At 63.2% G+C, this 22,347-nt stretch carries 21 protein-coding genes and 1 tRNA gene; 13 read left to right on the top strand and 9 right to left on the bottom strand.

The genetic code is table 11. The features are described 5' to 3' along the window. The first annotated feature begins 24 nt into the window (after window positions 1–24). Window positions 25–1,455: a glutamine synthetase family protein gene (locus tag B5D62_RS05600; RefSeq protein ID WP_085932799.1), complete on the top strand. Its 1,431-nt coding sequence runs from the start codon at window positions 25–27 to the stop codon at window positions 1,453–1,455. A 9-nt stretch (window positions 1,456–1,464) separates the two neighbouring features. Beyond that, window positions 1,465–1,776 carry a divalent-cation tolerance protein CutA gene (gene cutA / locus B5D62_RS05595; protein ID WP_085932798.1) on the top strand — a complete coding sequence of 104 codons (312 nt, stop codon included), beginning with the start codon at window positions 1,465–1,467 and terminating at the stop codon, window positions 1,774–1,776. On the opposite strand, the gene B5D62_RS05590 is transcribed toward cutA, so the two are convergent. Beyond that, window positions 1,773–2,849 (bottom strand): NAD(P)H-dependent flavin oxidoreductase, encoded by a 1,077-nt coding sequence (locus tag B5D62_RS05590; protein ID WP_085932797.1) that lies wholly within the window; start codon window positions 2,847–2,849, stop codon window positions 1,773–1,775. The genes cutA and B5D62_RS05590 overlap by 4 nt on opposite strands. Window positions 2,850–2,942: 93 nt before the next feature. Here B5D62_RS05590 and B5D62_RS05585 point away from each other — a divergent pair, with 93 nt between their 5' ends. Together B5D62_RS05585 and B5D62_RS05580 are read left to right on the top strand one after the other, a co-directional pair. Then, window positions 2,943–3,812 carry a LysR family transcriptional regulator gene (locus B5D62_RS05585; RefSeq protein WP_085932796.1) on the top strand — a complete coding sequence of 290 codons (870 nt, stop codon included), beginning with the start codon at window positions 2,943–2,945 and terminating at the stop codon, window positions 3,810–3,812. An 86-nt stretch (window positions 3,813–3,898) separates the two neighbouring features. Continuing rightward, window positions 3,899–5,305 carry an amidase gene (locus tag B5D62_RS05580; protein WP_085932795.1) on the top strand — a complete coding sequence of 469 codons (1,407 nt, stop codon included), beginning with the start codon at window positions 3,899–3,901 and terminating at the stop codon, window positions 5,303–5,305. A gap of 15 nt (window positions 5,306–5,320) precedes the next feature. On the opposite strand, the gene B5D62_RS05575 is transcribed toward B5D62_RS05580, so the two are convergent. Further along, window positions 5,321–7,138, bottom strand: a complete 1,818-nt coding sequence (locus tag B5D62_RS05575) for a phospholipase D-like domain-containing protein (protein ID WP_085932794.1) — start codon at window positions 7,136–7,138, stop codon at window positions 5,321–5,323. Window positions 7,139–7,209: 71 nt separating this feature from the next. On the opposite strand from B5D62_RS05575, the gene B5D62_RS05570 reads away from it, so the two are divergent. Continuing rightward, window positions 7,210–8,139, top strand: coding sequence for an NAD(P)-dependent oxidoreductase (locus B5D62_RS05570; protein WP_085932793.1), 930 nt, complete (start codon window positions 7,210–7,212; stop codon window positions 8,137–8,139). 64 nt (window positions 8,140–8,203) lie between these two features. Continuing rightward, entirely contained in the window at window positions 8,204–9,238 is a 1,035-nt protein-coding gene (locus tag B5D62_RS05565) for a 5-methyltetrahydropteroyltriglutamate--homocysteine methyltransferase (RefSeq protein WP_085932792.1), read from the top strand. A gap of 14 nt (window positions 9,239–9,252) precedes the next feature. Here the strand turns inward: B5D62_RS05565 and B5D62_RS32810 are convergent, their stop codons facing one another. After that, window positions 9,253–9,516, bottom strand: coding sequence for a hypothetical protein (locus tag B5D62_RS32810; RefSeq protein WP_139373728.1), 264 nt, complete (start codon window positions 9,514–9,516; stop codon window positions 9,253–9,255). A 129-nt stretch (window positions 9,517–9,645) separates the two neighbouring features. Continuing rightward, window positions 9,646–10,110: a hypothetical protein gene (locus tag B5D62_RS05560; RefSeq protein WP_085932791.1), complete on the bottom strand. Its 465-nt coding sequence runs from the start codon at window positions 10,108–10,110 to the stop codon at window positions 9,646–9,648. A gap of 129 nt (window positions 10,111–10,239) precedes the next feature. Between B5D62_RS05560 and B5D62_RS05555 the strand changes: the two genes are divergently transcribed. From B5D62_RS05555 to B5D62_RS05545, 3 genes are all read left to right on the top strand, one after another. Further along, the gene (locus B5D62_RS05555; RefSeq protein ID WP_085932790.1) at window positions 10,240–11,949 is read left to right on the top strand and encodes a GMC family oxidoreductase; all 1,710 of its coding nucleotides are present in this window, start codon (window positions 10,240–10,242) and stop codon (window positions 11,947–11,949) included. 32 nt (window positions 11,950–11,981) lie between these two features. Then, the gene (locus B5D62_RS05550) at window positions 11,982–12,941 is read left to right on the top strand and encodes a 2-hydroxyacid dehydrogenase (protein ID WP_085932789.1); all 960 of its coding nucleotides are present in this window, start codon (window positions 11,982–11,984) and stop codon (window positions 12,939–12,941) included. A gap of 181 nt (window positions 12,942–13,122) precedes the next feature. Continuing rightward, entirely contained in the window at window positions 13,123–14,007 is an 885-nt protein-coding gene (locus B5D62_RS05545; RefSeq protein WP_085932788.1) for a DUF2189 domain-containing protein, read from the top strand. On the opposite strand, the gene B5D62_RS05540 is transcribed toward B5D62_RS05545, so the two are convergent. Continuing rightward, window positions 14,004–14,582: an OmpA family protein gene (locus B5D62_RS05540; RefSeq protein ID WP_170920797.1), complete on the bottom strand. Its 579-nt coding sequence runs from the start codon at window positions 14,580–14,582 to the stop codon at window positions 14,004–14,006. The genes B5D62_RS05545 and B5D62_RS05540 overlap by 4 nt on opposite strands. A 165-nt stretch (window positions 14,583–14,747) precedes the next feature. Here B5D62_RS05540 and B5D62_RS05535 point away from each other — a divergent pair, with 165 nt between their 5' ends. Together B5D62_RS05535 and B5D62_RS05530 are read left to right on the top strand one after the other, a co-directional pair. Continuing rightward, on the top strand, window positions 14,748–15,215 hold the full coding sequence (locus tag B5D62_RS05535; RefSeq protein ID WP_085932786.1) for a MarR family winged helix-turn-helix transcriptional regulator: 468 nt from the start codon (window positions 14,748–14,750) through the stop codon (window positions 15,213–15,215). Continuing rightward, window positions 15,212–17,149, top strand: a complete 1,938-nt coding sequence (locus B5D62_RS05530; RefSeq protein WP_085932785.1) for an FUSC family protein — start codon at window positions 15,212–15,214, stop codon at window positions 17,147–17,149. The genes B5D62_RS05535 and B5D62_RS05530 overlap by 4 nt, the downstream gene beginning before the upstream one ends. On the opposite strand, the gene B5D62_RS05525 is transcribed toward B5D62_RS05530, so the two are convergent. From B5D62_RS05525 to B5D62_RS05515, 3 genes are all read right to left on the bottom strand, one after another. Further along, a complete protein-coding gene (locus B5D62_RS05525) occupies window positions 17,119–17,721 on the bottom strand; it encodes a class I SAM-dependent methyltransferase (protein ID WP_085932784.1) in 603 nt (200 codons plus the stop codon). The two genes, B5D62_RS05530 and B5D62_RS05525, sit on opposite strands and share 31 nt — an antisense overlap. Before the next feature lie 48 nt (window positions 17,722–17,769). Beyond that, on the bottom strand, window positions 17,770–18,615 hold the full coding sequence (locus tag B5D62_RS05520) for a L,D-transpeptidase family protein (protein ID WP_170920796.1): 846 nt from the start codon (window positions 18,613–18,615) through the stop codon (window positions 17,770–17,772). A gap of 79 nt (window positions 18,616–18,694) precedes the next feature. Continuing rightward, window positions 18,695–20,266, bottom strand: coding sequence for a winged helix-turn-helix domain-containing tetratricopeptide repeat protein (locus B5D62_RS05515; protein ID WP_085933534.1), 1,572 nt, complete (start codon window positions 20,264–20,266; stop codon window positions 18,695–18,697). 166 nt (window positions 20,267–20,432) lie between these two features. Between B5D62_RS05515 and B5D62_RS05510 the strand changes: the two genes are divergently transcribed. Next, window positions 20,433–21,455: an alpha/beta fold hydrolase gene (locus B5D62_RS05510; RefSeq protein WP_085932782.1), complete on the top strand. Its 1,023-nt coding sequence runs from the start codon at window positions 20,433–20,435 to the stop codon at window positions 21,453–21,455. Between the two features lie 30 nt (window positions 21,456–21,485). Then, a complete protein-coding gene (locus B5D62_RS05505; RefSeq protein ID WP_085932781.1) occupies window positions 21,486–22,010 on the top strand; it encodes a cytochrome P460 family protein in 525 nt (174 codons plus the stop codon). A 136-nt stretch (window positions 22,011–22,146) separates the two neighbouring features. Here B5D62_RS05505 and B5D62_RS05500 read toward each other — a convergent pair. After that, window positions 22,147–22,239, bottom strand: a tRNA-Ser gene (locus tag B5D62_RS05500). Between the last annotated feature and the right edge of the window lie 108 nt (window positions 22,240–22,347).

Here is a 22,347-nt window from a genome sequence, read left to right as displayed (position 1 = left end):
GGATATGCGTGGAGCTATCGGCCTATGAGTCTTGCCGAGAAGGCTGGTCTTTGGAACAAGGACCACGAGGCGGTCGCGCGTGACGTCGAACGCCGCATTCAGGCGGATGGGATAACCGTCGTTCGCCTCTCCTTCGCCGACCAGCACGGCTTGCTGAGAGGCAAGACTCTGGTGGCGCCGGAAGCTGTCGCGGCGATGACCGCCGGGGTGGGCTTCACCACCACCATGCTGCTCAAGGATACAGCGCACCGCACTGTGTTCCCGGTCTGGCAGGCCGGCGGCGGGTTCGGCATGAAGGAGCTGGAAGGCGCTGCCGATGTGATGATGCTGCCCGATCCCAGCACGTTCCGCGTGCTGCCCTGGGCCCCCCATACGGGTTGGATGCTCTGCGACATCGTCTTCGCCGATGGGCGGCCGATGCCCCTCAGCACGCGGCACCTCTATCGCCAAACCCTTTCGGCCCTCGCAGATGCCGGTTACGACTTCTGCGCCGGTCTCGAGGTCGAGTTCCATCTCTTCAAGCTCGAAAAGTCTCGGCTGGGACCGACCGATGCTGGACAGCCTGGAGAAGCGCCTGACGTCTCGTTGCTGAATCAGGGTTATCAATACCTGACCGAACAGCGGTATGACGCCATGGATCCTATCCTGGAGATCCTGCGCGCCAACGTGGCCGATCTCGGCCTGCCGCTGCGCTCGATCGAGGTCGAGTTCGGGCCGAGTCAGGTCGAATTCACCTTTCGCGCAGGCATCGGGATGGAGCCCGCCGATGCCATGATCCTGTTCCGCAGTGCCGCCAAACAGGTGGCGGCACGCCATGGCTACCACGCCACCTTCATGTGTCGCCCCAAGCTCGCCAATGTGATGTCGAGCGGCTGGCACCTGCATCAGTCCCTCAAGGACAGAAAGAGCGGGATCAACGCCTTCGCCGATCCGCAGCAACCGCTGTCCGCCGTGGGCAAGCACTACATGGCCGGGTTGCTGATCAACGCCCAGGCCGCCACGGCGTTCAGCACGCCAACCCTGAACGGCTACAAGCGCTACCGCCCCTTCTCGCTGGCGCCGGATCGCGCCATCTGGGGACGCGACAATCGCGGCGTCATGGTCCGCGTCCTTGGTGGCCCTGGCGATGCCAGCACTCACCTCGAAAATCGCGTCGGGGAACCTGCTGCCAATCCCTATCTCTACATGGCGAGCCAGATCGTCTGCGGACTGGATGGGCTGAAACGCAAGGCCGATCCCGGTCCGTCCGCGGACACTCCCTACGAGGCAAAGGCCACTCTGCTGCCGCGGACCCTCGACGAGGCGCTCGATGCCTTGCGCGCGAATACGGTGCTGCGTTCGGGTCTCGGTGACTTCTTCATCGACTACTATCTGAAGCTGAAGCAAGCCGAGATCGATCGCTTCAACCTGGAAGTCACCGACTGGGAGCAGCGCGAGTATTTTTCGACATTCTAGAGGGACCGCATGACCGCGATCGCCGTCGTCACCACGGTAGGAAGCAAGAAGGAAGCCCGCACCATGGCCCGCGCCCTGGTCGAGGCCAAGCTCGCGGCCTGTGCCCAGATTTCCAGGATCGAGAGCGTCTATGCCTGGAAAGGCCGGATCGAGCACGGCAAGGAATACCGCCTGCTCTTCAAGACGACAGCCGAGCAATACGACGCCGTCGAAAGCGCGATCCGGGGCCTCCATTCGTATGAGCTGCCCGCGATCCATGCCTTCGCCTTCGAGCGCGTCAGCGCCCCTTATGCCGACTGGATCGAGAGCAGCACGCGCTAACGGAAACGTCCGACCGCAGCCGTCGTCTCCTCGACGAACCTCGCCATCAGCGCGGCCGTCGGCATCTCGCGGGCGAATGTCGGCGCCTGGCCGCTCCAGAGCGGCATGAAATCGCTCGATCCCTTCGGCTCGCTGGCTGCGCGTAGCGGATAGGACGCTCCCGCCGCGAGAGGAAAGGCCGGCGCATCGGGATTCATCGGGCCGACCTCGCGGATGTAGCGATTGACGATCGAGCGCGCCGGACGGCCGGTAAACAGGTTGGTAAGCGTCGTGCTGTTGTCGTCCGCCTGCTTCAACGCTGCCCGATGGAGCGGAGCCGTCTTGGCCTCCGGCGTCAGCAGGAACGCCGTCCCGATCTGGACGCCCGCGGCGCCAAGCGCCAGGGCCGCCGCAATGCCACGTCCATCGCCGATGCCGCCGGCTGCGATCACCGGTACCTTCACGGCATCCACCACCTGCGGCACGAGTGCCATCGTTCCGGCCTGTCGCGCAATATCGTCGTTCAGGAACATGCCGCGATGGCCGCCCGCTTCGGCACCTTGGGCGATGATCGCATCGCAGCCCTGCTGCTCGAGCCAGCGCGCCTCCTCGGCACTCGTCGCCGAGCTGATCACGATGATTCGCGCTGCCTTGAGTTTCTCCACCAGGGCGCTGTCGGGCATGCCGAAGTGAAAGCTCACGACCTTCGGCCGGTATTCCAGAAGCACGTCGCACTGGGCGGAGTTGAAAGGCGCGCGCACCGGTCCTCCGGCACTGGCATCCGGCGGGAGGCCAAGCTCGCGATAGTAAGGCGACAGGCGCTCGCGCCAGCGGCCTTCGCGATCCGCATCCGCCGCCGGCGACTTATGGGCGAAGAAATTCAAGTTGATCGAACGCCCGGTCGCCTGCTGCACCAGTTGAAGTTCCGACCGCAGCGTTTCCGGCGTGAGCATCGCGGCGGCGATCGAGCCCAGCCCGCCCGCTTCGGACGCCGCGATCGCCATCTGCGGTGAACTGACGCCAGCCATGGGGGCCTGAAGGATGGGATGTTCGATTTCGAACAGGTCGAGCAGGCGACGGTCGTGCCACTTCATCGGATCCTCCTTCTGTGCTCCAGACTCTAATCACTGTTTTCCATCTCGTTCAGTGATTTATAATGATCACTCTCATCTGGAAACGAGATGGCTATGGATATCAGGGATCTCACCACTTTCGCCACTGTCGCCAAATCCGGCGGCATCGGTCGCGCCGCGCGCGAACTGAATACGGTTCAATCGAACGTGACGCAGCGGGTGCGACGGCTGGAAACCGATCTGGGCGTGGTGCTGCTCGAGCGTCGTCGCTCCGGCACCACGCCGACCGCCGCAGGCAGGCGACTTCTTCCCTACGCCGCCCGGCTCGATACCCTGCTCGCCGAGGCGCGTCGCGCCGCTCGCGACGATGGCGCGCCGCAAGGCCCGCTGGCCATCGGCGCATTAGAGACGACCGCCGCCTTGCGCCTCTCGCCGCTGCTCGCCTCCTACGCCAGATCCCATCCCCAGGTCGACATGATCCTGCGCACCGGCACGACTGCCGAGATGATCGATCAGGTTCTCGATCGAACCCTGGAGGGCGCTTTCGTGTGCGGGCCCGTTACCCATCCGGCCCTCGTTGCGACGCCTGCCTTCGACGAGGAACTGGCTCTGCTCACCGCGCCGCCCAAACCGACGATGCACGATCTGCTTGATCGATCCGATCTGCGTCTGGTGATCCTTCGCGCCGGCTGCTCCTACAGGCAGCGCCTCGAGGAGTTGCTGGCCCGACGCGGCATCGTCGGATTGCGGCGACTGGAATTCGGAACGATCGAGGCGATCCTGGGCGCCGTTGCCGCGGGGCTCGGCATCACCCTGTTGCCGAAATCCCTGATCGGCCCTGCCTGGCGTGGCGGACAAATTGCAGTGACACGCCTGCCTGTCGTCGAGGCGCATGTGGAGACCGTCTTCGTCCGCCGTCGGGATATGACCTGTTCGCAGGCCCTTCGGGCTTTCCACAAGCACGTTACCCGGAAATCGATCTGAACCGCACCGACAGGGCGATTGCTGTGGCATAGCCAACCCGCAATATGATCTTGTTCGTCCTCGGTTGTGAGACTGAGGAGTACGACATGGAGCTTTGGCAACTCGACGCGACGGACCTGGCGCGTCTCATCCGCACTGGCCAAGCCTCGGCGCGAGAGGCTGTGGATTCGGTGCTAGGCCGCCTGCACAAGGTCAATCCAGCGATCAATGCCGTCGTGCGCGTGCTCGAGGAGGAGGCACGGGCGACGGCCGAAACCGCCGATGCTGCCCGAGCACGCGGTCATGCCCTGCCGCCGCTGCATGGCGTGCCCGTGACCACCAAGATCAATGTCGACCAGGCCGGCCTGCCAACGGACAACGGCGTCATCCCGCTCAAGGACTTCATCGCCAAGGAAGACAGCGCCGTCGTCGCCAATCTCAAGCATGCCGGCGCCATCATCATCGGTCGGACAAACGCTCCGGCCTTCTCCATGCGCATCTTCACCGACAATGCCCTGCACGGCCGGACGCTCAATCCTCTCGACGCCAGTGTGACGCCGGGTGGGTCGAGCGGCGGCGCCGGCGCCGCGACCGCCACCGGCATCGGTGCCATCGCCCACGGCAACGACATCGGCGGCTCGGTGCGCATTCCGGCCTATTGCAACGGCGTCATCGGCCTGCGGACGGGCTTCGCTCGCATTCCCTCGCTCAACCCCAGTGCGGCGGCCGTTGGTCGTCCCATTGGCGCCGTGCTCATGGCCGTCCAGGGTCCTCACACGCGCACGATCCGCGATGCCCGACTCGCCCTCGAAGTGATGGCCCGCGGCGATCGCCGCGACTGGCGCTGGAATGACGTGCCCATGCAGGGCCCGCCGCCGGCGCGGCCGATCAAGGTCGCCCTCGTCCCCGAATTTCCCGGCTCGAAGACGCACCCCGCACAGGCGGCGGCGGTTCGTCAGGCCGGCAAGCATCTCCAGGGGGCAGGTTATGTGGTCGAGGAGATCATGCCGCCCGACCTCGAGCGTGGTGTCGACCTCTGGCACATGATCTGCGTCACGGATGTGTTCGGTGGACTGTGGCCGCAGATGCAGAAGATGGGAGATCCAGACGGTATCGCGGCGATGCGAGCCTGGCTCGAAGTGTACAAGCCCGTCGACCTCGCGACCTACGTGGGCGCTCTCAGCGAACGCGAGGGGCTGCTGTTCCGCTGGATGTCTTTCATGCAGCAATGGCCGCTGGTGATCATGCCGACCCTCGCCGACCTGCCGCCCAAGCAGGTGGCCGACATTACCGTCGACGGCCAAAAGGACGTGCTCGACTCCATGCGGCCTGCCCTGCTCGCCCCCTTGCTTGGCCTGCCGGGTCTTGCGGTTCCGGTTGGCCGTCACGGCAAGCTCCGGACAGGCGTGCAGATCATGTCGATGCGCAATCGCGAGGACCTCTGCCTCGACGCCGGGGAGATCATCGAAGCGGCGGAAGGCGTGGTCAAACCGATCGATCCCGTCCGCCCCTGATCGATCGCTGCTCAATCACCGGTTCGGAATGTCGCGGAAGATGCATTTCGACGCTTCCGGACCGGATACGGCGGCACGCTTCGACCATTCCCATAGCGGATTCCAGTAGGCGTCCAAGAGCTGCTGCGCCGCCTGACGATCATCGAGGATGTATCCGTATTCCTGCAGGTTGACCGGATACATGTTGTCCGACCCGATATAGAAAGTTCGGTCGTCGACCATCCAGAACTTGGCATGGTTGGCGATCGGATGCGGGCCGGGCCACTCGGCGTCGGGACCGAAACGAAATGGGGCGATGTGCACCCTGTTGCACAGAAGCGCATTCACGGGATCAGGTCCCGTGCGGATCTCGTAACGCGCCAGCGGATCGCGACTGTAGATGCGCTGCTGAACGCTGTCCCTCAAGTGCTGTGCGAGTTGGGCAAGGCTGACGCCGTTCGAATAACTGCTGCCGCTGTCTCCCGTCGCGCCCACATCCGAGAGGACGATGTAGATATCGCCCTGGCGTCGAAACAGGAAATCGACCAGTCGATCGATGTTGCTGTCCGGGAACAACGTATCGGCGCGCCCGAGAGTGAAGCCGAGATCCTGCTGGACGATCCGGATGTCGTGCCGGGCCGCGCCGAGCATGAGATCGCGCGCCAGCTCGCTCTGATTGGCAAACTCGGTAGTTATGCCGGCTGCGAGCCTGCCGACCCCGAGAACCTGTACCCCGTCCCTCACTTGCGGTGACCGCGGCAAAGGCCGGACTGGCAGGCAGCTGGCAATCGCCTTTTGCGCGCCAGCCGGCAGACTGGCGACAGCGACCGCCGGCGCACGATCGAGACGGGCACACACATAATCCCACAGGCTGTCGGCGAAGTGCGCCGCGCTCGCCGCGGCGGGACCTTCGACTTCCATCGACAGATCGTGAACAGGATTGTCGATCAGGTAGTCGGGAGACCAAAGATTGTGGCCGCCGACCAGTGCCTCTCGGCCGTCCACGGTGATGATCTTTGCATGGTTCCACGAATAGCTGTCGCAATCCTCGAACACGATGCAGGAGCGCATCGCCGCCACCGAGATCGAGAGTCTCGAACCGGCAATGTCCTTGATGCCCTCGGTCACTGCCGTCAGGAACGCTGCGGCATCGACTCCGCCCGGCGGGTATTGTCCGACGAGAAATCGGGCCGTGATGGGGCGATGGCTGCGCGCAAGCGAATCGAGCGCGTCGCGTATCGCTCCAAGGAAGCGGGTGTCCGGCGGCGGCTGCAGCAAGGTGAGGTCGACACGTTCACGGGCACTGGCGATCAGATCGTGCACCCGCACGATCAGCCTGTCCGAGTGCCCCATACACACCTTGCGCATCGCCTTGCCCGGCATTCCTGGAGCCGGCCATATCGTTCCGCATGTCCCGCCATTCGGACAGTCCCCATCGCTCGTGCATAGCGGCAATCGCACATCCGGTTCGCAATCCCGACAGTCGAGTGGATAGAACGGCAGATCGCTCGATTTGCGGCCCCACCGATCGGGACTTTGCACGATCCAGTCAGACGGCAGCCCGTTGCCTGTTGTCAGATCATAGGTGATGCCCCCGAACCGCCCATCGGGATCGCTTCGGGCAAGCTCGGCCTCCAGCTGTTCGAGCAGCGGAACATTTCCGTCCGGATCGGGGACGTGGATGCCGCGATCGCGAATGACGGTCGGAATGGGCGTCGCCGCATCCAGCGCGCCGACATAACGGACCGCAAGGCGACGGGAGACCGCAATGTTGGGAATCGCTCCGCTGCAAGCGGCCAGAATGCCGAAGATGAGAGCGAGCAGTGCGTAGCCAGTGATCCTGCCGTGAGACATGGACAGCGACTTGATCCCTCCCCACACTGTCGCGCACCTCCAACGCAATAGCCGCAGAAGGGTTCCGTCCCATGAATGCCAGAGCGTCGCACGACATCGGTTGGATCGGACTTGGCCGGATGGGAGAAGCCATGGCGGCCCGACTGATCGCAGCCGGCTACGGGCTGTCAGTGTGGAACCGGACTGTAGCGAAAACGGCTCCTCTGGCTGCCTTGGGCGCCGAGGTCGTGGCCGACAAGAAGGCCGTGGCCCATTGCTCGACGGTATTCACCATGGTGTCGACCACCGACGATCTGAAGGCGATCCTTTTCGCGGCCGACGGACTGCTCGGGACCGAGGCTCGCCCTCAGCGCATCGTTGACATGTCCTCCATCTCGGACGCCGGATCGGCTGAAATTCGAGAGACCTTGACCGCTTCGGGAGTCGCTTATTTGAGCGCCCCGGTATCGGGCAACGCAAAGGTGGCAAAGGCAGGCAAGTTGCTGGTGGTCGCATCCGGCTCCAAGGCCGACTACGACGCGATTCAGCCGCTTCTCGGTGCGATGGCTCGCGCCGTCACCTATGTCGGCGAAGGCGAACGCGCCCGAGTGTGGAAGATCGCCCACAACACGATGTTCGGGGTCATGACCCAGACGCTGTGCGAAGTCACGCTTCTGGCGGAGAAAGCGGGCATCCCACGCCACCTGTTCCTGGAAGCGATGAATCAAAGCGTTCTCGGCTCGATGTTCACCCGATACAAGAGCCCTGCCCTCGTCAATCTCGACTTCACCACCACCTTCACGCCGAAACTCCTGCTCAAGGATATGGAACTCGGGTTGGCAGCGGCTCGCGCTCACGGTGTGGTCATGCCAACCGCCTCCACGGCGCGCGACGGCCTTCTGGCCTTGTCGCATCAATATCCTGGCGACATCGACTTCTCGGTTCTGTTGGTGGAACTGGCCCGTGCGGCAGGCATGAAACTTGTGCCCGAGAATGTTGCGGTAAGCGACGGCCTTGCTTGACTGCTATCGGGACACTGGAAGAAGACAGGCCGACGATCGCCACATCGAAGGGAGATAAACAGTCATGGCTGAAGCGCTCGTGCAGACCACTGTCGTCGGCTCCTACCCGCAGCCGGATTGGCTGGTGAACCGGAATATGCTGAGCAAGGTCGTGCCGCGCACGCGCATGAAGGAACTTTGGCGAATCCCTGAACCCTTCCTCCAACAGGCACAGGATGACGCCACCCTATTGGCCATCCGGGACATGGAGCGCGCTGGCCTCGACATCATCACCGACGGCGAGATGCGTCGGGAAAGCTATTCGAATCACTTCGCGACCGCGCTCGAAGGGATCGACAACGATCATCCGGCGGAGATCGTCAATCGCACGGGGAGCCGGACGCCGGTGCCTCGGGTCGTCGGCAAGATCAGGCGGACGCGGCCCGTGGAGATCCGGGACATGCAGTTCCTGCGCGCCAACACCGAGAAGATGGCCAAGATCACGCTGCCAGGGCCGTTCACCATGGGACAACAGGTAAAGGACGAATTCTACGGCGATGCTGAAGCCATGTGCATGGATTACGCTCAAGCTGTGAACGAAGAGGCGCATGATCTGGTCAAGGCCGGCGCGGACGTCATCCAGCTCGACGAACCCTGGCTGCGCAACAACCCGGAAGAGGCCAATCGCTATGCGGTCAAGGTCATCAACCGTGCCTTGCAGGGCATCCCAGTGCCGACAGTGTTGCATCTTTGCTTCGGATACGCGGCAGTCGTGCCCGGCTCCAGCAAGCCGAGCGGCTATTCCTTCCTGCCCCAGCTCGCCGACACCATCGCCCAGCAGATCTCGATCGAGGCCGCTCAGCCCAAGCTCGATCTCGGTATCCTCAAGGAGCTCGCTCCGAAGAAGGTCATGCTCGGTGTCATCGATCTGAACGATGCGGAGATCGAGACTCCTGTGCGTGTGGCCGAGCGGATCCGCGCCGGCCTGAAGCATATCGGTCCCGACAAGCTTCTTGCTGCTCCGGATTGCGGCATGAAATACCTGCCGCGTGCCACGGCCTTCGGAAAACTGAAAGCCCTCGCCGAGGGAGCAGCGATGGTCCGTCGAGAGCTCAGCTGATGTCCCGGCGGCCCTCAGCGCGGCGTCAATCGTCCGTCGGGTTCGGCCGTCACTGTGTACGGCACGCCATTGCGAACCGCTTGACCGGTCCATTTTCCATCCGGACCGCGATGCAGGTTATGGATTTCGGAAAATCCCTGTGACTGCATATGCGCCGTCACGCCGGCAGAACCCGCACTGCTCGCCTGGTTTCTCGCCGGCGGACCGGCAGGTACCTGCGCCGCTGTCCCACCAGCGAGCACGACCAGAGATGCAGCCAAGAGGATACGATATGGCATGTCATTGCTCCTCACCTCGCTGGATGTCCGGGGTGACAGCCTGAAGGTTGTCCCTCCTTTGTGGCAACTCTCCGACAAGCGGTGGCATGCCGCCGACCCGCGGTAGCCCCTCAACCTCCGTGATGCACGCTATTGCGCCGACACCATCCCAGCTCGGTCGACAGTTACCTGGACCTGGGTATTGCCCCGGAGTGCCTGGGCATGCCACAGCCCGTCACTCCCTTTGGCAAGGCCCTGGACGTCCTTATAGCCGTCGCGCTCGATCGCTTTCCTGGCGGTCAATGCAGCCGACGAAAGTTGCTGTCCTGAGGCATTTGCGACGCTAGGCGACTCGCCTGTCACCGCTGGTGTCTCTAGGCCTGACTTTGAGCCTGCCGTCACACCGTTGGCCGATTCGCCCGCGCCGCCCTTCACTGCAGTGTCGGCACCGCCCATGCCGCTTCCGTCGGTGCTGGCGCCTGAGTGCGTTCCGACCGACGGAGTCGGCGTCGGTTGCGCCATCTGGGCAGGTTGGCTGGACGATGGGGTCTGTGCGATAGCCGGTCCGGCAGCAACAGCAGCCGCAAGGGCGAAGGCGACGAATGTGCGCGTCATGGTGCCGTTCTCCGCAATGTTTGAAACCGTCCAATCAACGCCCGGCTCGCAGAGCACGTTGCGATCCCATTCTTTCTTTGCCCACGCTCTCGACCGGGCGTAGCGTGCCCGCAATAAGAGGGGAAACGCTTGGTCGCGTACGACTACATCATCGTCGGCGGCGGCTCCGCCGGTTCCGTCCTGGCCAACCGGCTTTCGGCCCGTAGCGCCAACAAGGTTCTGGTGTGCGAGGCCGGTCAGGACACGCCGCCGGGTCAGGAACCGCCGGAAATCCGCGATTCCTATTCGGGAACGGCCTACTTCGATCCGCGCTTTCACTGGACGGAGCTCAAGGTCCACACGCAAGTCGTCTCGCACAACAATCCCGATGAAGACCGGCCGCCGTTGCGCAAGTACGAGCAGGCCCGGGTGCTGGGCGGAGGCTCGTCGATCAACGGCCAGATGGCCAATCGCGGCGCGCCAACCGACTACCAGGAATGGGTGGACCGGGGCGCCGAAGGCTGGAGCTGGAACGAGGTCCTGCCCTACTTCAAGAAGGTCGAGCGCGATCTCGACTTCGACGGGCCTTATCACGGAAAGGACGGGCGCATTCCGGTAAGGCGAATTCCGGTGGAGCATTGGACCGGCTTTGCCAAAGCGATCGCCGAAGCCTGCAAGGGCACCGGCATGGCCTTCCTGCCCGACCAGAACGGTGAATTCGTAGACGGCTATTTCCCGGTGACGCACTCCAACGCAGCGGAGCAGCGCGTGTCGGCGGCAATGGGGTACCTCGACACCGAAACGCGGAAGCGGCCGAACCTCATCATATCGACCAATACCCAGGTGACATCGCTGCTGTTCGACGGCACACGGTGCATCGGTGTCGCTGCCTTGGTCGACGGCAAGACCACGGAGTTCCACGCCCGCGAGGTCATCCTGTCGTCGGGCGCCATCCATTCTCCGGCCCATCTGCTGCGGGCGGGCATCGGACCCGTCGGTCACCTCAAGGACATGGGAATACCAGTCGTGGCAGCGTTGCCGGGTGTCGGCCAGCGGCTGATGGACCATCCCTCGATCTCGTTGTCGTCCTTCATTCGCCGGCGGGCCCGGGTGAACGAGCACACCCGGCGGCATATCCAGCTTGGCATCCGCTACTCCTCCGGCCTGCCCGATGTGCCGCGGGGCGACATGTTCGTCGCGGTGGTGAACAAATCCGCCTGGCACGCGGTCGGAGAGCAGATCGCGTCCCTGCTGACCTTCGTCAATCGCACCTACTCGGAAACGGGCCAGGTCAAACTCAATTCCCGAGACTGGCGAGTCGAGCCCACCGTCGAGTTCAATCTGCTGTCGGACAGGCGTGACCTCGATCGCCTGATGACGGGCTTCCGCAGGATGGCGGCGCTGCAGATGACTCCGATGGTGAAAGCGGTGACCGACAATCCCTTTCCGGCGGCCTACACGGATCGCGTGCGCAAGATCGGCGTCGTCAGTGCCAAGAACAAGCTTCTGACGGCGATCATCGCCAGGTTCCTCGACGGACCGGCTACACTGCGCCGCTACATGATCGACAACTTCGTCGTCGAAGGATTCACCTTCGATCAGGTGATGACCGATGACGATGCGCTGGAAGCGTTCGTCAGAAAAGCCGCCATCGGCGTCTGGCATGCCTCCTGTACCTGTCGCATGGGGCGTCCCGACGATCCGATGTCCGTGGTGGACACGCAGGGCCGTGTCAAAGGTGTGCACGGATTGCGGGTCGTGGATGCGTCGGTGTTCCCGATCGTGCCTTGCGCGAATACGAACTTTCCCACCCTGATGACGGCCGAGAAGATCTCGGACGCGATCATCGCGGCGGGATAGGTGACGATGGACAGAGTATCGAAGGAGTGGTGATGGCTGAGCGCATTCTGGTCGTTGGTCCCAAGGACTGCCTGGCAATGGTGGACGATCTCGCCCCCAAGGGGTTCGAGATCGTCAAGGCGCTGCACAATTCCCCCGAGCAGAAGGCCGCGCTGCCGGGCGCCCATTATTTCGTGGGATTCGTCCAGCAGTATGTCAGCGAGCAGCTCTACAAGGACGCTCCTCATCTCAAGCTCGTGCAGATGCTGAGCGCTGGATACGATAAGGCCGATCTCAAAGCAGCCCGCAAGAGCAAGGTGCCGCTTTGCAACAATGGTGGCGCCAATTCGGTCGCGGTGTCGGAGCACGCCCTGCTGCTGATGCTGGCCGTATCGCGCCGTCTGATCACGCAGCATTCGAATGTCACCGCAGGCCGTTGGCACGGCAATTCGCCGCCGACCGTCCACGAGGTGCGCAACAAGGTTCTGGGCATCATTGGCCTCGGCACGATCGGCAAGAAAGTCGCGCGTCTGGCCCTCGCCTTCGGCATGCAGGTCCACTACTACGACATCGCCCGTCTCAAGGAGGAGGAAGAGGATACGCTTGGCGTCCGCTTCCGCCTGCTGCCGGAAATCCTGCGCGGATCCGACATCCTGTCCCTGCATGTGCCGTTGAACGACTCGACCCACCACATGATCGGCGCGCCGGAACTCGCCGTCATGAAGAAGTCGGCGATCATCGTGAATACCTCGCGCGGGCCCGTGATCGACGAGAAGGCCCTGACCGAAGCGCTCTCGGCTGGCCGGCTGTTCGGCGCCGGCCTCGACGTGTTCGATGAGGAGCCGACCCCGCCGGACAATCCGCTCCTCAAGCTCGACAATGTCGTTCTGACGGCGCACCTCGCCGGTCCGACTTTCGAAAGCAACATAACGCGGCTGCGCAACGGCTTTGACAACGTGCAACGCGTGGCGCGCGGCGAAGCCGCGCTCTGGGTCGTTCCGGAACTGACGTAACGGCCCTGTCGGGTCACCGGCCGAAGGTTCGCCAGTACGAACCTTCGGCAGCGGACAGGGCCTGCCGACGGGAGTATAGTGTTATTGCACTGTGGTTCCGCGGCTCCTTCGTGACCGACGAGACGACGACAGTCGACCATGATGGCCGCGTCCTTCGACACCGTTTCGAGAGGAGCTGCCTATGGCCGTGCAACAACACATCCGAAACCCCATCGAGTGGGGATGGGATCAGCTCAAATCCACGGGCCGGGTCATGGACCGGGCCGCTCAGACGATCGATGGTGCCTGGGACGCGCGGGACACCAGACCGCTTGTCGTCCAGAGGATCCGGGCCGGCGATCTGCGCGACGTGCTGCGCAAAGGGTTCGGGGACTTCGGCGCCTATCGGACGGACGTCATTTTCATTTGTCTGGCCTATCCTATTGCCGGCCTCGTCTTCTCGCGCATGGTGATGGGCTACGGAATGCTGCCCCTACTCTTTCCCCTGATTTCGGGCTTCGCCATCGTCGCCCCCTTCTTTGCGGTCGGCCTGTACGAAATGAGCCGTCGTCGCGAGCAGGGTACCGACAAGGACTGGACCGATGCGTTCGGGGTTGCGACGTCACCCGCCATCGGTCCCATCATCGTGATGGGGCTTCTGCTCGCCGGCCTTCTGGCCCTATGGCTGTTCGCCGCCCATTTCATTTACCTGCTGAGCTTCGGACCGGAACCGCCCGAGTCTCTGCACGCGTTCGCGGACGAGGTATTTACGACCTCCGCCGGGTGGACAATGACCATTGTCGGGATCGGCGTGGGCTTCCTGTTCGCCCTCGTGGCCGCCATCATCAGCGTCGTGACGTTTCCGTTGCTGCTCGACCGCAACGTGGGGGTCACGACGGCAATCACGACCTCGATCCGGGTCGTGCGCAGCAATCCCGGCACGATGGCTTTGTGGGGACTGACGATTGCCGTCGGCCTGGTTATCGGCGCCCTTCCCCTGTTACTCGGATTGGCGATCGTGCTGCCGGTGCTCGGGCACGCGACATGGCACCTCTATCGCAAGGTGCTGCCGCGCCCTGAGCGTTAGCGGATCACGATTTCGACGCGACGGTTCTGCGCCTCCCGAACCCCATCGGGAGTTGGCACCAGCGGCTGCGCCTCGCCGCGGCCGACGACGGAAATATCCGAAGCCTTCACGCCGTCACGGATCAGGGCATCCTTGACGGCATTCGCGCGTCGCAGCGACAGCGCCATATTGTAATCCTCGGGACCAGACCGGTCGGTATGGCCGGTCGCGGTGACGCGTGCTCCCCCCTTGTTCTTGTAGGCATCGGCGGCATGCTGGATCGTCTCCAGCGCCTCGCCAGACAGGTCCGAGCGATCCCAGCCGAAGAAGACCATGAAGGATGGCGCCACGATCACCTGGCCGATTTCGGCGCACCAGACGGTCCGGTCCTTGACGTCGTCCCGGTTCTTTCGATCGGTGATGTCCCGCGTGTCGTCCGCCACGTGGACCGTGATATCCTTGACGCTGTCGCGGTTCTTGCGGTCGGTGATATCGGTGCCGTCATAGCAGGGCCCGGGCCGGCGATAGGTCGCACAGTCGGCGACCTGCCTTCCGGAGCTGTCAGCACAGCCTCCCAAGACCAATAAGCCGATCATGCACGCTACTCTGCGCATCCTTCTCCCCGCATTGACGATGCGATCAACTAACCACAATCGGCCGACATGTACCATCGTCGCTTGCCAAGTGCGCCATGTGCTTTTCCATAATAGATGGCAGAACAAATAATTTGAAATACAAATCATTTTGCTTAAAACGCCCGCATGACTGCGCGCCCCACCACCTCCCGCTTTCGGTTCGGCATCCGCTTCGCCCTGCTCACCCGTGCCTGGCGGCGGGAGTTGGATCACGTCGTGGCCGGCATCGGCCTCACCGATGCGACCTGGGCACCGCTCGTCCACCTCGAGGAGTTTGGCGAGGGCATCACCCAAAATAATCTTGCGTGCCGAGTTGGCATCGACGGGTCGAGTCTCGTCCGGCTTCTGGACATCCTGGACGAGCGCGGCCTGATTGAACGACGCACGAATGCCAATGACCGGCGCGCCAAGCAAATCTTCCTCACACCGGCTGGCCGCAAGATCCTCGCCGAGATTCGACATGCCCTGCAGGCGGTCGAGGCGAAGCTCCTTGTCGATCTCAGCGATGAGGAGATATCGAATACTCTGGTCCTGTTCGACAAAATCGGTGTCCGCCTGCGACGGTTACAGGACGAGCGGCGACCGCCCCAATGACCGTCACCGAGCGCCTCTCCCGACTGGGCTTCGATCCGCCCCGCCTGACCTTTGGACTCCGGACCGCTGTGGCCGCGTGCGGCGCGCTATTGCTGTCCTGGCTCCTGGGCCTCGATCATCCACAATGGTCGGCGATGACGGTATGGGCAGCCTCGCAGGCGACTCCCGGCCCTCTCATCGAGAAAGCCTTTTTCCGCGCCGCCGGAACGATCGTTGGATCGTTCGTCGGCGTGATCATCGTCGTCGCGAGCGGCGGCCAGATCCCTTTTCTGGTTCTCGCGCTTGCGCTCTGGGTTGGGCTTTGCGCCGGAGTCGGCAACCTGCTTCGCGGCTTCACCGCTTACGGCACGCTCCTCGCGGGCTATTCCGCTTCCATGGTGGCGCTGCTCGATGCCAACCAGCCTAACCACATCGTAATGCTGGGTATCGACCGGACGCTGACCATTCTCGTCGGCGTCCTCGTCGCGCTGCTGATCGGTTTGGCCTTTGGCGCCAGGGAAACAGATGAACTCGTCGGCCGCTCTAGGCGTCTCACCGCGCGCGTATTGCGCGACCTGGCTGCGGCTCTCAGCGACAGACCAAGAAGCCCCGAAAGCGAACGACGTGGCATCTTGACTGAGATGGCTGCGATCGATGAGGGCCTCGATCCTCATGGTGCCGGCTCGCTGCGATCGCGTCGCTCGGCACGGACCATCAGATCCATCCTGATCGCGCAGGTTGCTGCCCTGCTCTGGCTGGAGCGTCACGATGAGGCGGTCTGCAACCCTGCAGTGGCGCACGCCCTGCTACAGGCCGCCGACGCCTTGGAGCAAAGGGCGAGCGCCACCGCAATCATGACGTCACTCGACACGGCGGAGACCCTTGCGCAGGGACACGAGTCGCTGCATCGGGCGATTGCCGGGCTTGCCGCCGCGATACACGAACGGCTGTCATTCCGCGATGGTACGGTCGATCCGCCCGTCACCCGCCATCCCGTCGTCCTTCACCGCGACTGGATTGGTGCTCGCCACACTCTGCTCCGCACTTCCGGTACCTTGCTCGTCGTCGGTTCCGGCTGGGTGCTGAGCGGATGGGCTGGCGGCGCCTACGTCATGCTCGGATCGACAGTCATGCTGTCGTTGTTCTCAACCTTCGATACACCCGCGGCGATCATGCGGCATGTGTTGATCGGACAGATATTCGGGGCCGCTGCAGCGCTCGCCTGCCGGTGGCTGGTCTGGCCTGCCGCGGACAATGGACTGCAGCTCGTGCTCATGATGATGCCGTTCGTTCTTTTCGGCGCTTTGCCGTTCGGCCACCGCCGCACCGTAGCCAGCGGCATGGATTTCAACATGGTCCTGCTGCTGCTGTTGCAGCCTGCCTTCCCCCTGGTGGGAACCTTCGGCCATTTCCTTGAAATGTCTCTCGCCGTAATAGCGGCACCGATCATCGCCCTAGCGGCCTTCCAATTGGTATTTCCGACCAATCCACGCCGACGCATGGAGAGGTTGCTGATCCTGATGATCCGCGACTTGCAGGACATGGCCGCCGATGCGAATGCGATAGGACACCAGCGCATCTGGCGGGCCCGCCTCTATCATCGGCTGCTCATGCTGGTGCGATGGATGGAAAAGGCCGGCATCCGGGACATTCCAGCAGCAGCCGGCAGCATGACCATCATGCGGGTCGCAGATAGCGTGCGCCACCTGCACGAGCTGGCCGCCGACTCGGCGACACCTCACCGCCTGCGGCGTCGCATAACGATCGTACTCGCTAGATTGCGTCAGGTAGGACGAGATCCGGCTCGCGCCCATCGCGCGCTGGTGCGACTGTCGGTCTCCCTGTCGCACAAGGGAAGACTCTCGGATGCCGGTCTCCATGCCGGAGCGGCCGAGGCGCTAGCGGCGAACATGGGAATCTTTCGTCAGTCCGCTATTTTGCGCACCCAGACCTGATAACCCTTGAACAAGACATAGATCTTCTTCGCGTAGATCTTCAGGAAGCTGTCTATCGCGGGCTTGGGAAGCCCGTCGCGACGAAAACGACTGTCGTCCCATTTGTAGTCGTCGAAGGCCAAGATGCCTCCTGCCTTGAGCAGTCGGAAGGACAACACCGCATCCTCCAGTACTTCGACAGTAGCATGCGCGCCATCAACATAGATGAAGTCGAAATGATCGAGAGGAAGCTCTCGCAACGCCGATCTAGACATTCCCTGCACAAAGCTGACTTTGCCGCCACCGCCGACAGCGTCGACATTGAATCCGAAACAGGGCTGCCGCACGATATCGATGCAAGTAATTCGGGCGTCTGGATGGGTGGCGATATTTTGTATGAGCCAACACGTCGCCCTGCCCTCGTAGCAGCCGATCTCGAGCAGGTTGCAGGCTGTGCCCGTCAGGGCACGAAGAAAAGTCTGGAATTGCACCTTGTTGCTGGAGAACCAGTCCCGCGTAAAGGTCAAACCGGATGAGCTGTCGGGAACTGCAGGCTGAGGCCGTTCGAAAAGCCAAGAGTAACGACGAAGCATCTTATCTGTCGCACATTGTCAGATCATCCCACCAACCCGAAGATGATATCACCTCGCCGCAGCAGCCTCGCAGCCTCGGTGAGAAGGTTCAACGTCCTCAGACCGCGCAACGCTTGCGACTTGGCGAGCAGCATGAGGGGAGGCCGCCCACTGTTCTGCAGCATGACTATGGTAGACGTCCGGATAAAGAACGCTCTGCCCATTCTCGTTGGGAAATCGCGTGTTGTAGACGAGGGATACAGGGATCGGTTCCGGCAGCGGCACCGCATAGGTTCCCCCGTGCCCAATCATCTGTTCGATGTCTTTTTCTGAAACGCCGAGCGCCCAGGCCGCCAGCTGGCGGGCCTTCTCGACGCGGACGCAGCCGTGGCTGAAGGCCCTGTTCTGCCGGTTGAAGAGGTCCCTCTGGTTGGTGTCGTGCAGATAGACGAGCTGGTCATTGTCCATCTCGAACAGGATACGGCCGAGCGGGTTCTGAGGGCCTGGCGGCATGTAATGCGCCGCTTCGTTGCGAATCATCCAGGGCGTCGGCGTCCAGGATGGATTGAACTTGATGGCGTAGATCGAGGAGAGCAGTTCCGGCGTCGGGCTCTCGGGCCGGCCGACGATCACCCGGCTTTGCAGCACCGGCGCGCCATCCTGCAGGGCCACAAGTTCAAAGGACGGGATATTCACCACCACGAACTTGCCGTGACGTGGAATGGCCTGGCCGTAGACGCTCCGTTCCGCTTCCCCTGTCGAAGGCGGTGGAACAGCCTGCGCCGGTGGGGTGACGACTGGTCCCGGTGCATCGGTCCCAGTACAGGCCGCACCTAGCGCCGCCACTGAGCCCACGATCAGTGACAGGAATGCGCGAAACAATCTCCCGCCTGCAGGACGGTCAACGGCGGGCATGTGGAATCTTTTCATTTTGGCTGGCGCCTACAACTCAACTTCCTGGATCTTGCGTCTGCGCCATCATCAGCCAAGGCACTCAAGCCGGCAATCCGGCTGCCTTCAGCCCATCGGCATAGGCCGTCGCCATACTCTCGAGCGGAACTGGAGTGCGCGCAAAGAAGCCCGAGATCGTCAGGTCCGGCTCGATTTCGAGCAGCTCGGTAACGGCGTTCCGTGCCCTGTCGAGTTGGTCGAGCTTGACGTTGGCGACCGCGAGCACGCGCAGCGCCACTGCGAACCGTCGGTTCTGCGCCAGCGCTCGCTCGGCCCACGCGATGGCCTCGGCGTAGTTGCCGTCGATCACGGCAGCGAGCGCCATGACGCCGGACATCAGCCATCCTCGTGGGTCGCGCGGATTGAGCCGCTGTGCCCGCTCCACCATGGCCCGACCATCGCCTCCATTGCCGCACATCGTCTCTATCCAGCCCGCAAAGGTCAGGGCCATGGCGGAATTCGGATTGAGGAGCAGTGAACGGCTGAACAGTTCGCGCGCCCTGTCACGCTCCGTGTGGGCCATGTTCCAGATCGCGAAGGCCGCCATCCAGAGGACCTGCGCATCATTGGGCGCAAGCTCTACGGCACGCCATGCCAGACTCACGGCCGCCTCACGACTCGCCTCGTCCTGCTGGACCCAGCCCTGGAAATGGCACTGCGCCCGACAGTAAGCCGCCGCGGCCATCGCAGGCGCATAGGTCGGATCGACCGCCAAGGCCTGGTCGAGGCACTGCAGCGCCTCCTGCATGCCGGCAGCCGTAAAGTCCGCAAGCAACGCATAGGCGCGCAGCAGAAAGTCGTAGGCATCGAGGCGGGCAGGCCTATCCCGTCCCAGACGCGCAATCTCCGCAATCTGCAGGGTGGGCTCGACGGCGGCTACGACGCACTGCGCGACACGCTCCTGCAAGTCGAAGACGTCGCGCGGATCGCCGTCGAATCGATCGGACCAAAGATGTACGCCTGTCGTGGCATCGACGAGCTGCCCCGTGATGCGCAATCGTTTCCGATCGCGCCGCACGCTGCCCGCGAGCACGTACCCCACGCCAAGTTCTTGGCCCACCTGGCGGATATCGGTCGGCTTGCCCTTGTAGATGAAAGAAGAGTTGCGGGCCATGACCGACAGCCCGCTGATACGCGACAGCGCCGTGATGATCTCTTCGGCCATGCCATCGGCGAAATAGTCCTGCTCTGGATCACCGCTCATATTGGTGAAAGGCAGGACCGCCACTGCCGGCAACCGCGAGTCTTCGCGCCACGCGATCGGGGCGATGGCAGAGCCGACCGCCGACTGCTGTCCCGAATTGGCAGTTTCCTGGACTGCACCGACGAAGCGGATCCCCTTGCGCGGAAGAGTCCGAATCAGCCGCTGCTGGGCACCCGTGTCGCCGATGGCGGTGCGCGCCGCATTGAGGCGACTGCTGAGGGTTGCCTCCGAGACGAGACGACCGTGCCAGACGCCCTTCAGCAGATCGTCCCGGCTCACCACCCGATCCCGCGCGTCCAACAGGAACTTCAGCACATCGAAGACCTGGGGCTCGAGCGCGACGAGGTTGCCGTCCTTGCGCAACTCCCGCTTGGAGGCATCGAGCGTGAAGTTCTCAAACCGATAGATCACGGGCATACGCCGATGCTGGACATTGTCCTCTGGGCCATTGTCTCCCCGTCATCGGCATACCGCAAAAATCAAGATGTCCTGAAGGAGAAATCAAGCGCCTCTGAAAGCGGAGCAGCAACGACTGCGGCAATCTCGGCGCCATTCAGAGCATACCGCAGGATTGCACATGACGCCCGAGACGATCGACCGTACACGCCGCCGGCTGCTCATCACCGCTGCCGGAACCCTCGCCGCCATCGAGCTTTGCCGTCCGGGTCGGGCAAAAGCCAGAACCGTGCCGGAAGCCGACACCTTCGCTCGCCAAGTGAGACAAGTCGATGCTGGCCTACTCAATGTGGGTTACGTCGAGGCGGGCGTTTCCACCGGGCCGGCGGTCATCCTGCTGCATGGCTGGCCCTACGACATCCACAGCTTCGTCGAGGTCGTCCCGATCCTTGCCGCTGCGGGATATCGGGTGATCGTGCCCTACCTGCGCGGATACGGCACCACCCGCTTCCTGGCGGCAGAGACGGTGCGCAATGGGCAGCAATCAGCCCTGGCGCTCGACGTCATCGCGCTCATGGATGCGCTTCACATCCAGAAGGCGGTCCTGGCCGGTTTCGACTGGGGCGCACGGACAGCGGATATCGTCGCCGCGCTGTGGCCGGAGCGATGCACGGCGCTCGTCTCGGTCAGCGGCTACCTGATCGGCAACCAGGAAGCCGGCAAGGCGCCGCTGCCGCCCCGCGCCGAATTGTCGTGGTGGTACCAGTTCTATTTCGCCACCAGCCGCGGCCGGGCCGGCTACGAGGCCTCGCGAAAGGATTTCGCCAGGCTCATCTGGCAGACCGCTTCGCCGAAATGGAATTTCGACGATGCCACCTTCGAGCGGACTGCACAGGCGTTCGACAATCCGGACCATGTCAGCATCGTGATCCACAATTACCGCTGGCGATTGGATCTCGCCGACGGCGAACGGCGGTACGACCCGCTCGAAAGGCAGCTCGCGCAGGCTCCCGTTATCCGTGTGCCAACAATCACAATGGAGGGCGATGCGAACGGCGCGCCCCATCCCGAACCGGCTGCCTATGCCAAGCACTTCGCCGGCAGGTACGAGCATCGCCTGATCAAGGGGGGCATTGGCCATAACCTGCCGCAGGAGGCGCCAAGGGATTTCGCCCAAGCGGTGATCGACTTGATGGCGACCTGACGACGTCGCGAAAGGCGCGGAGCAATCGAGATGAAATGGCCTGCCATCGCGGTGTCCTGCGCTGTCGCAGCGGGATCGGTCATAGGGGTGACGCTGTCGCACGGAGCGCCAGCCACGGCCGTTGTTACACCGACCACCGCTACATCCCCGATATATGGCGTGTCGCTTCCGGACGGCTATCGGCAGTGGCAGCTTGTCGGCGTCGCGCAGGAAACCGGCGCGCTCGATGAACTGCGCGCCGTCGTCGGAAACGCGGCGGCACTGCTAGCCTATCGGAGCGCTGCACTGCCCTTCCCCGACGGCACCGTCCTCGTAAAGCTGGCATGGGAGCGGGAACAATCGGCCGAGTTCGCGCCGGCCTTCGTTCCCGGCAAGCCGACAACGGTGCAGGTCATGGTCAAGGACTCGAAGCGCTACGCCGCGACCGGCGGCTGGGGCTTCGGCCGCTTCGTCGACGGCAAATCTGCGGACGAGGCACAGCACCGTACCTGCTTTGCCTGCCACAACACCAACGTCCGGGACCACGACTTTGTATTCACGCGGTACGCGCGATAAGTTCCGTATCTCGCCAACGCAGCCTAGGACGGACCATCTTCGGCCGATTTCCGCGACCCCGTGGTCCCAAAGGGGGTCCATGCCGCCGGGCATAGGTCGCCCAGCACAGCAAAAATGGCGATTTGCGCAGATGTAATGGCGGAGAGGATGGGATTCGAACCCACGATAGGGCTTTAGACCCTATAACGGTTTAGCAAACCGCCGCCTTCGACCGCTCGGCCACCTCTCCGCAGCCCGTTAAGACCCCGGCGGTCGATATCCACGACGGATGCGCGGCGGTTCTAGCGGCGCCCGGCCGGAGTGTCAAACCGAGCTGCAAATTCCCGCATCTTTTCAG

The sequence above is a fragment of the Enhydrobacter aerosaccus genome (assembly GCF_900167455.1).
Classification (GTDB): Bacteria; Pseudomonadota; Alphaproteobacteria; order Reyranellales; family Reyranellaceae; genus Reyranella; species Reyranella aerosaccus.
Note: the sequence above shows the minus strand (reverse complement) of the source record. Positions and strands in the feature narration are given on the sequence as shown.

Excerpts from the sequence above, each read along its gene's own strand:
- B5D62_RS05600 (WP_085932799.1), top strand. The coding sequence starts at position 25 with ATGAGTCTTGCCGAGAAGGCTGGTCTTTGGAACAAGGACCACGAGGCG.
- cutA (WP_085932798.1), top strand. The coding sequence starts at position 1,465 with ATGACCGCGATCGCCGTCGTCACCACGGTAGGAAGCAAGAAGGAAGCC.
- B5D62_RS05590 (WP_085932797.1), bottom strand. The coding sequence starts at position 2,849 with ATGAAGTGGCACGACCGTCGCCTGCTCGACCTGTTCGAAATCGAACAT.
- B5D62_RS05585 (WP_085932796.1), top strand. The coding sequence starts at position 2,943 with ATGGATATCAGGGATCTCACCACTTTCGCCACTGTCGCCAAATCCGGC.
- B5D62_RS05580 (WP_085932795.1), top strand. The coding sequence starts at position 3,899 with ATGGAGCTTTGGCAACTCGACGCGACGGACCTGGCGCGTCTCATCCGC.
- B5D62_RS05575 (WP_085932794.1), bottom strand. The coding sequence starts at position 7,138 with ATGTCTCACGGCAGGATCACTGGCTACGCACTGCTCGCTCTCATCTTC.
- B5D62_RS05570 (WP_085932793.1), top strand. The coding sequence starts at position 7,210 with ATGAATGCCAGAGCGTCGCACGACATCGGTTGGATCGGACTTGGCCGG.
- B5D62_RS05565 (WP_085932792.1), top strand. The coding sequence starts at position 8,204 with ATGGCTGAAGCGCTCGTGCAGACCACTGTCGTCGGCTCCTACCCGCAG.
- B5D62_RS32810 (WP_139373728.1), bottom strand. The coding sequence starts at position 9,516 with ATGCCATATCGTATCCTCTTGGCTGCATCTCTGGTCGTGCTCGCTGGT.
- B5D62_RS05560 (WP_085932791.1), bottom strand. The coding sequence starts at position 10,110 with ATGACGCGCACATTCGTCGCCTTCGCCCTTGCGGCTGCTGTTGCTGCC.
- B5D62_RS05550 (WP_085932789.1), top strand. The coding sequence starts at position 11,982 with ATGGCTGAGCGCATTCTGGTCGTTGGTCCCAAGGACTGCCTGGCAATG.
- B5D62_RS05545 (WP_085932788.1), top strand. The coding sequence starts at position 13,123 with ATGGCCGTGCAACAACACATCCGAAACCCCATCGAGTGGGGATGGGAT.
- B5D62_RS05540 (WP_170920797.1), bottom strand. The coding sequence starts at position 14,582 with ATGATCGGCTTATTGGTCTTGGGAGGCTGTGCTGACAGCTCCGGAAGG.
- B5D62_RS05535 (WP_085932786.1), top strand. The coding sequence starts at position 14,748 with ATGACTGCGCGCCCCACCACCTCCCGCTTTCGGTTCGGCATCCGCTTC.
- B5D62_RS05530 (WP_085932785.1), top strand. The coding sequence starts at position 15,212 with ATGACCGTCACCGAGCGCCTCTCCCGACTGGGCTTCGATCCGCCCCGC.
- B5D62_RS05525 (WP_085932784.1), bottom strand. The coding sequence starts at position 17,721 with ATGCTTCGTCGTTACTCTTGGCTTTTCGAACGGCCTCAGCCTGCAGTT.
- B5D62_RS05520 (WP_170920796.1), bottom strand. The coding sequence starts at position 18,615 with ATGCCCGCCGTTGACCGTCCTGCAGGCGGGAGATTGTTTCGCGCATTC.
- B5D62_RS05510 (WP_085932782.1), top strand. The coding sequence starts at position 20,433 with ATGACGCCCGAGACGATCGACCGTACACGCCGCCGGCTGCTCATCACC.
- B5D62_RS05505 (WP_085932781.1), top strand. The coding sequence starts at position 21,486 with ATGAAATGGCCTGCCATCGCGGTGTCCTGCGCTGTCGCAGCGGGATCG.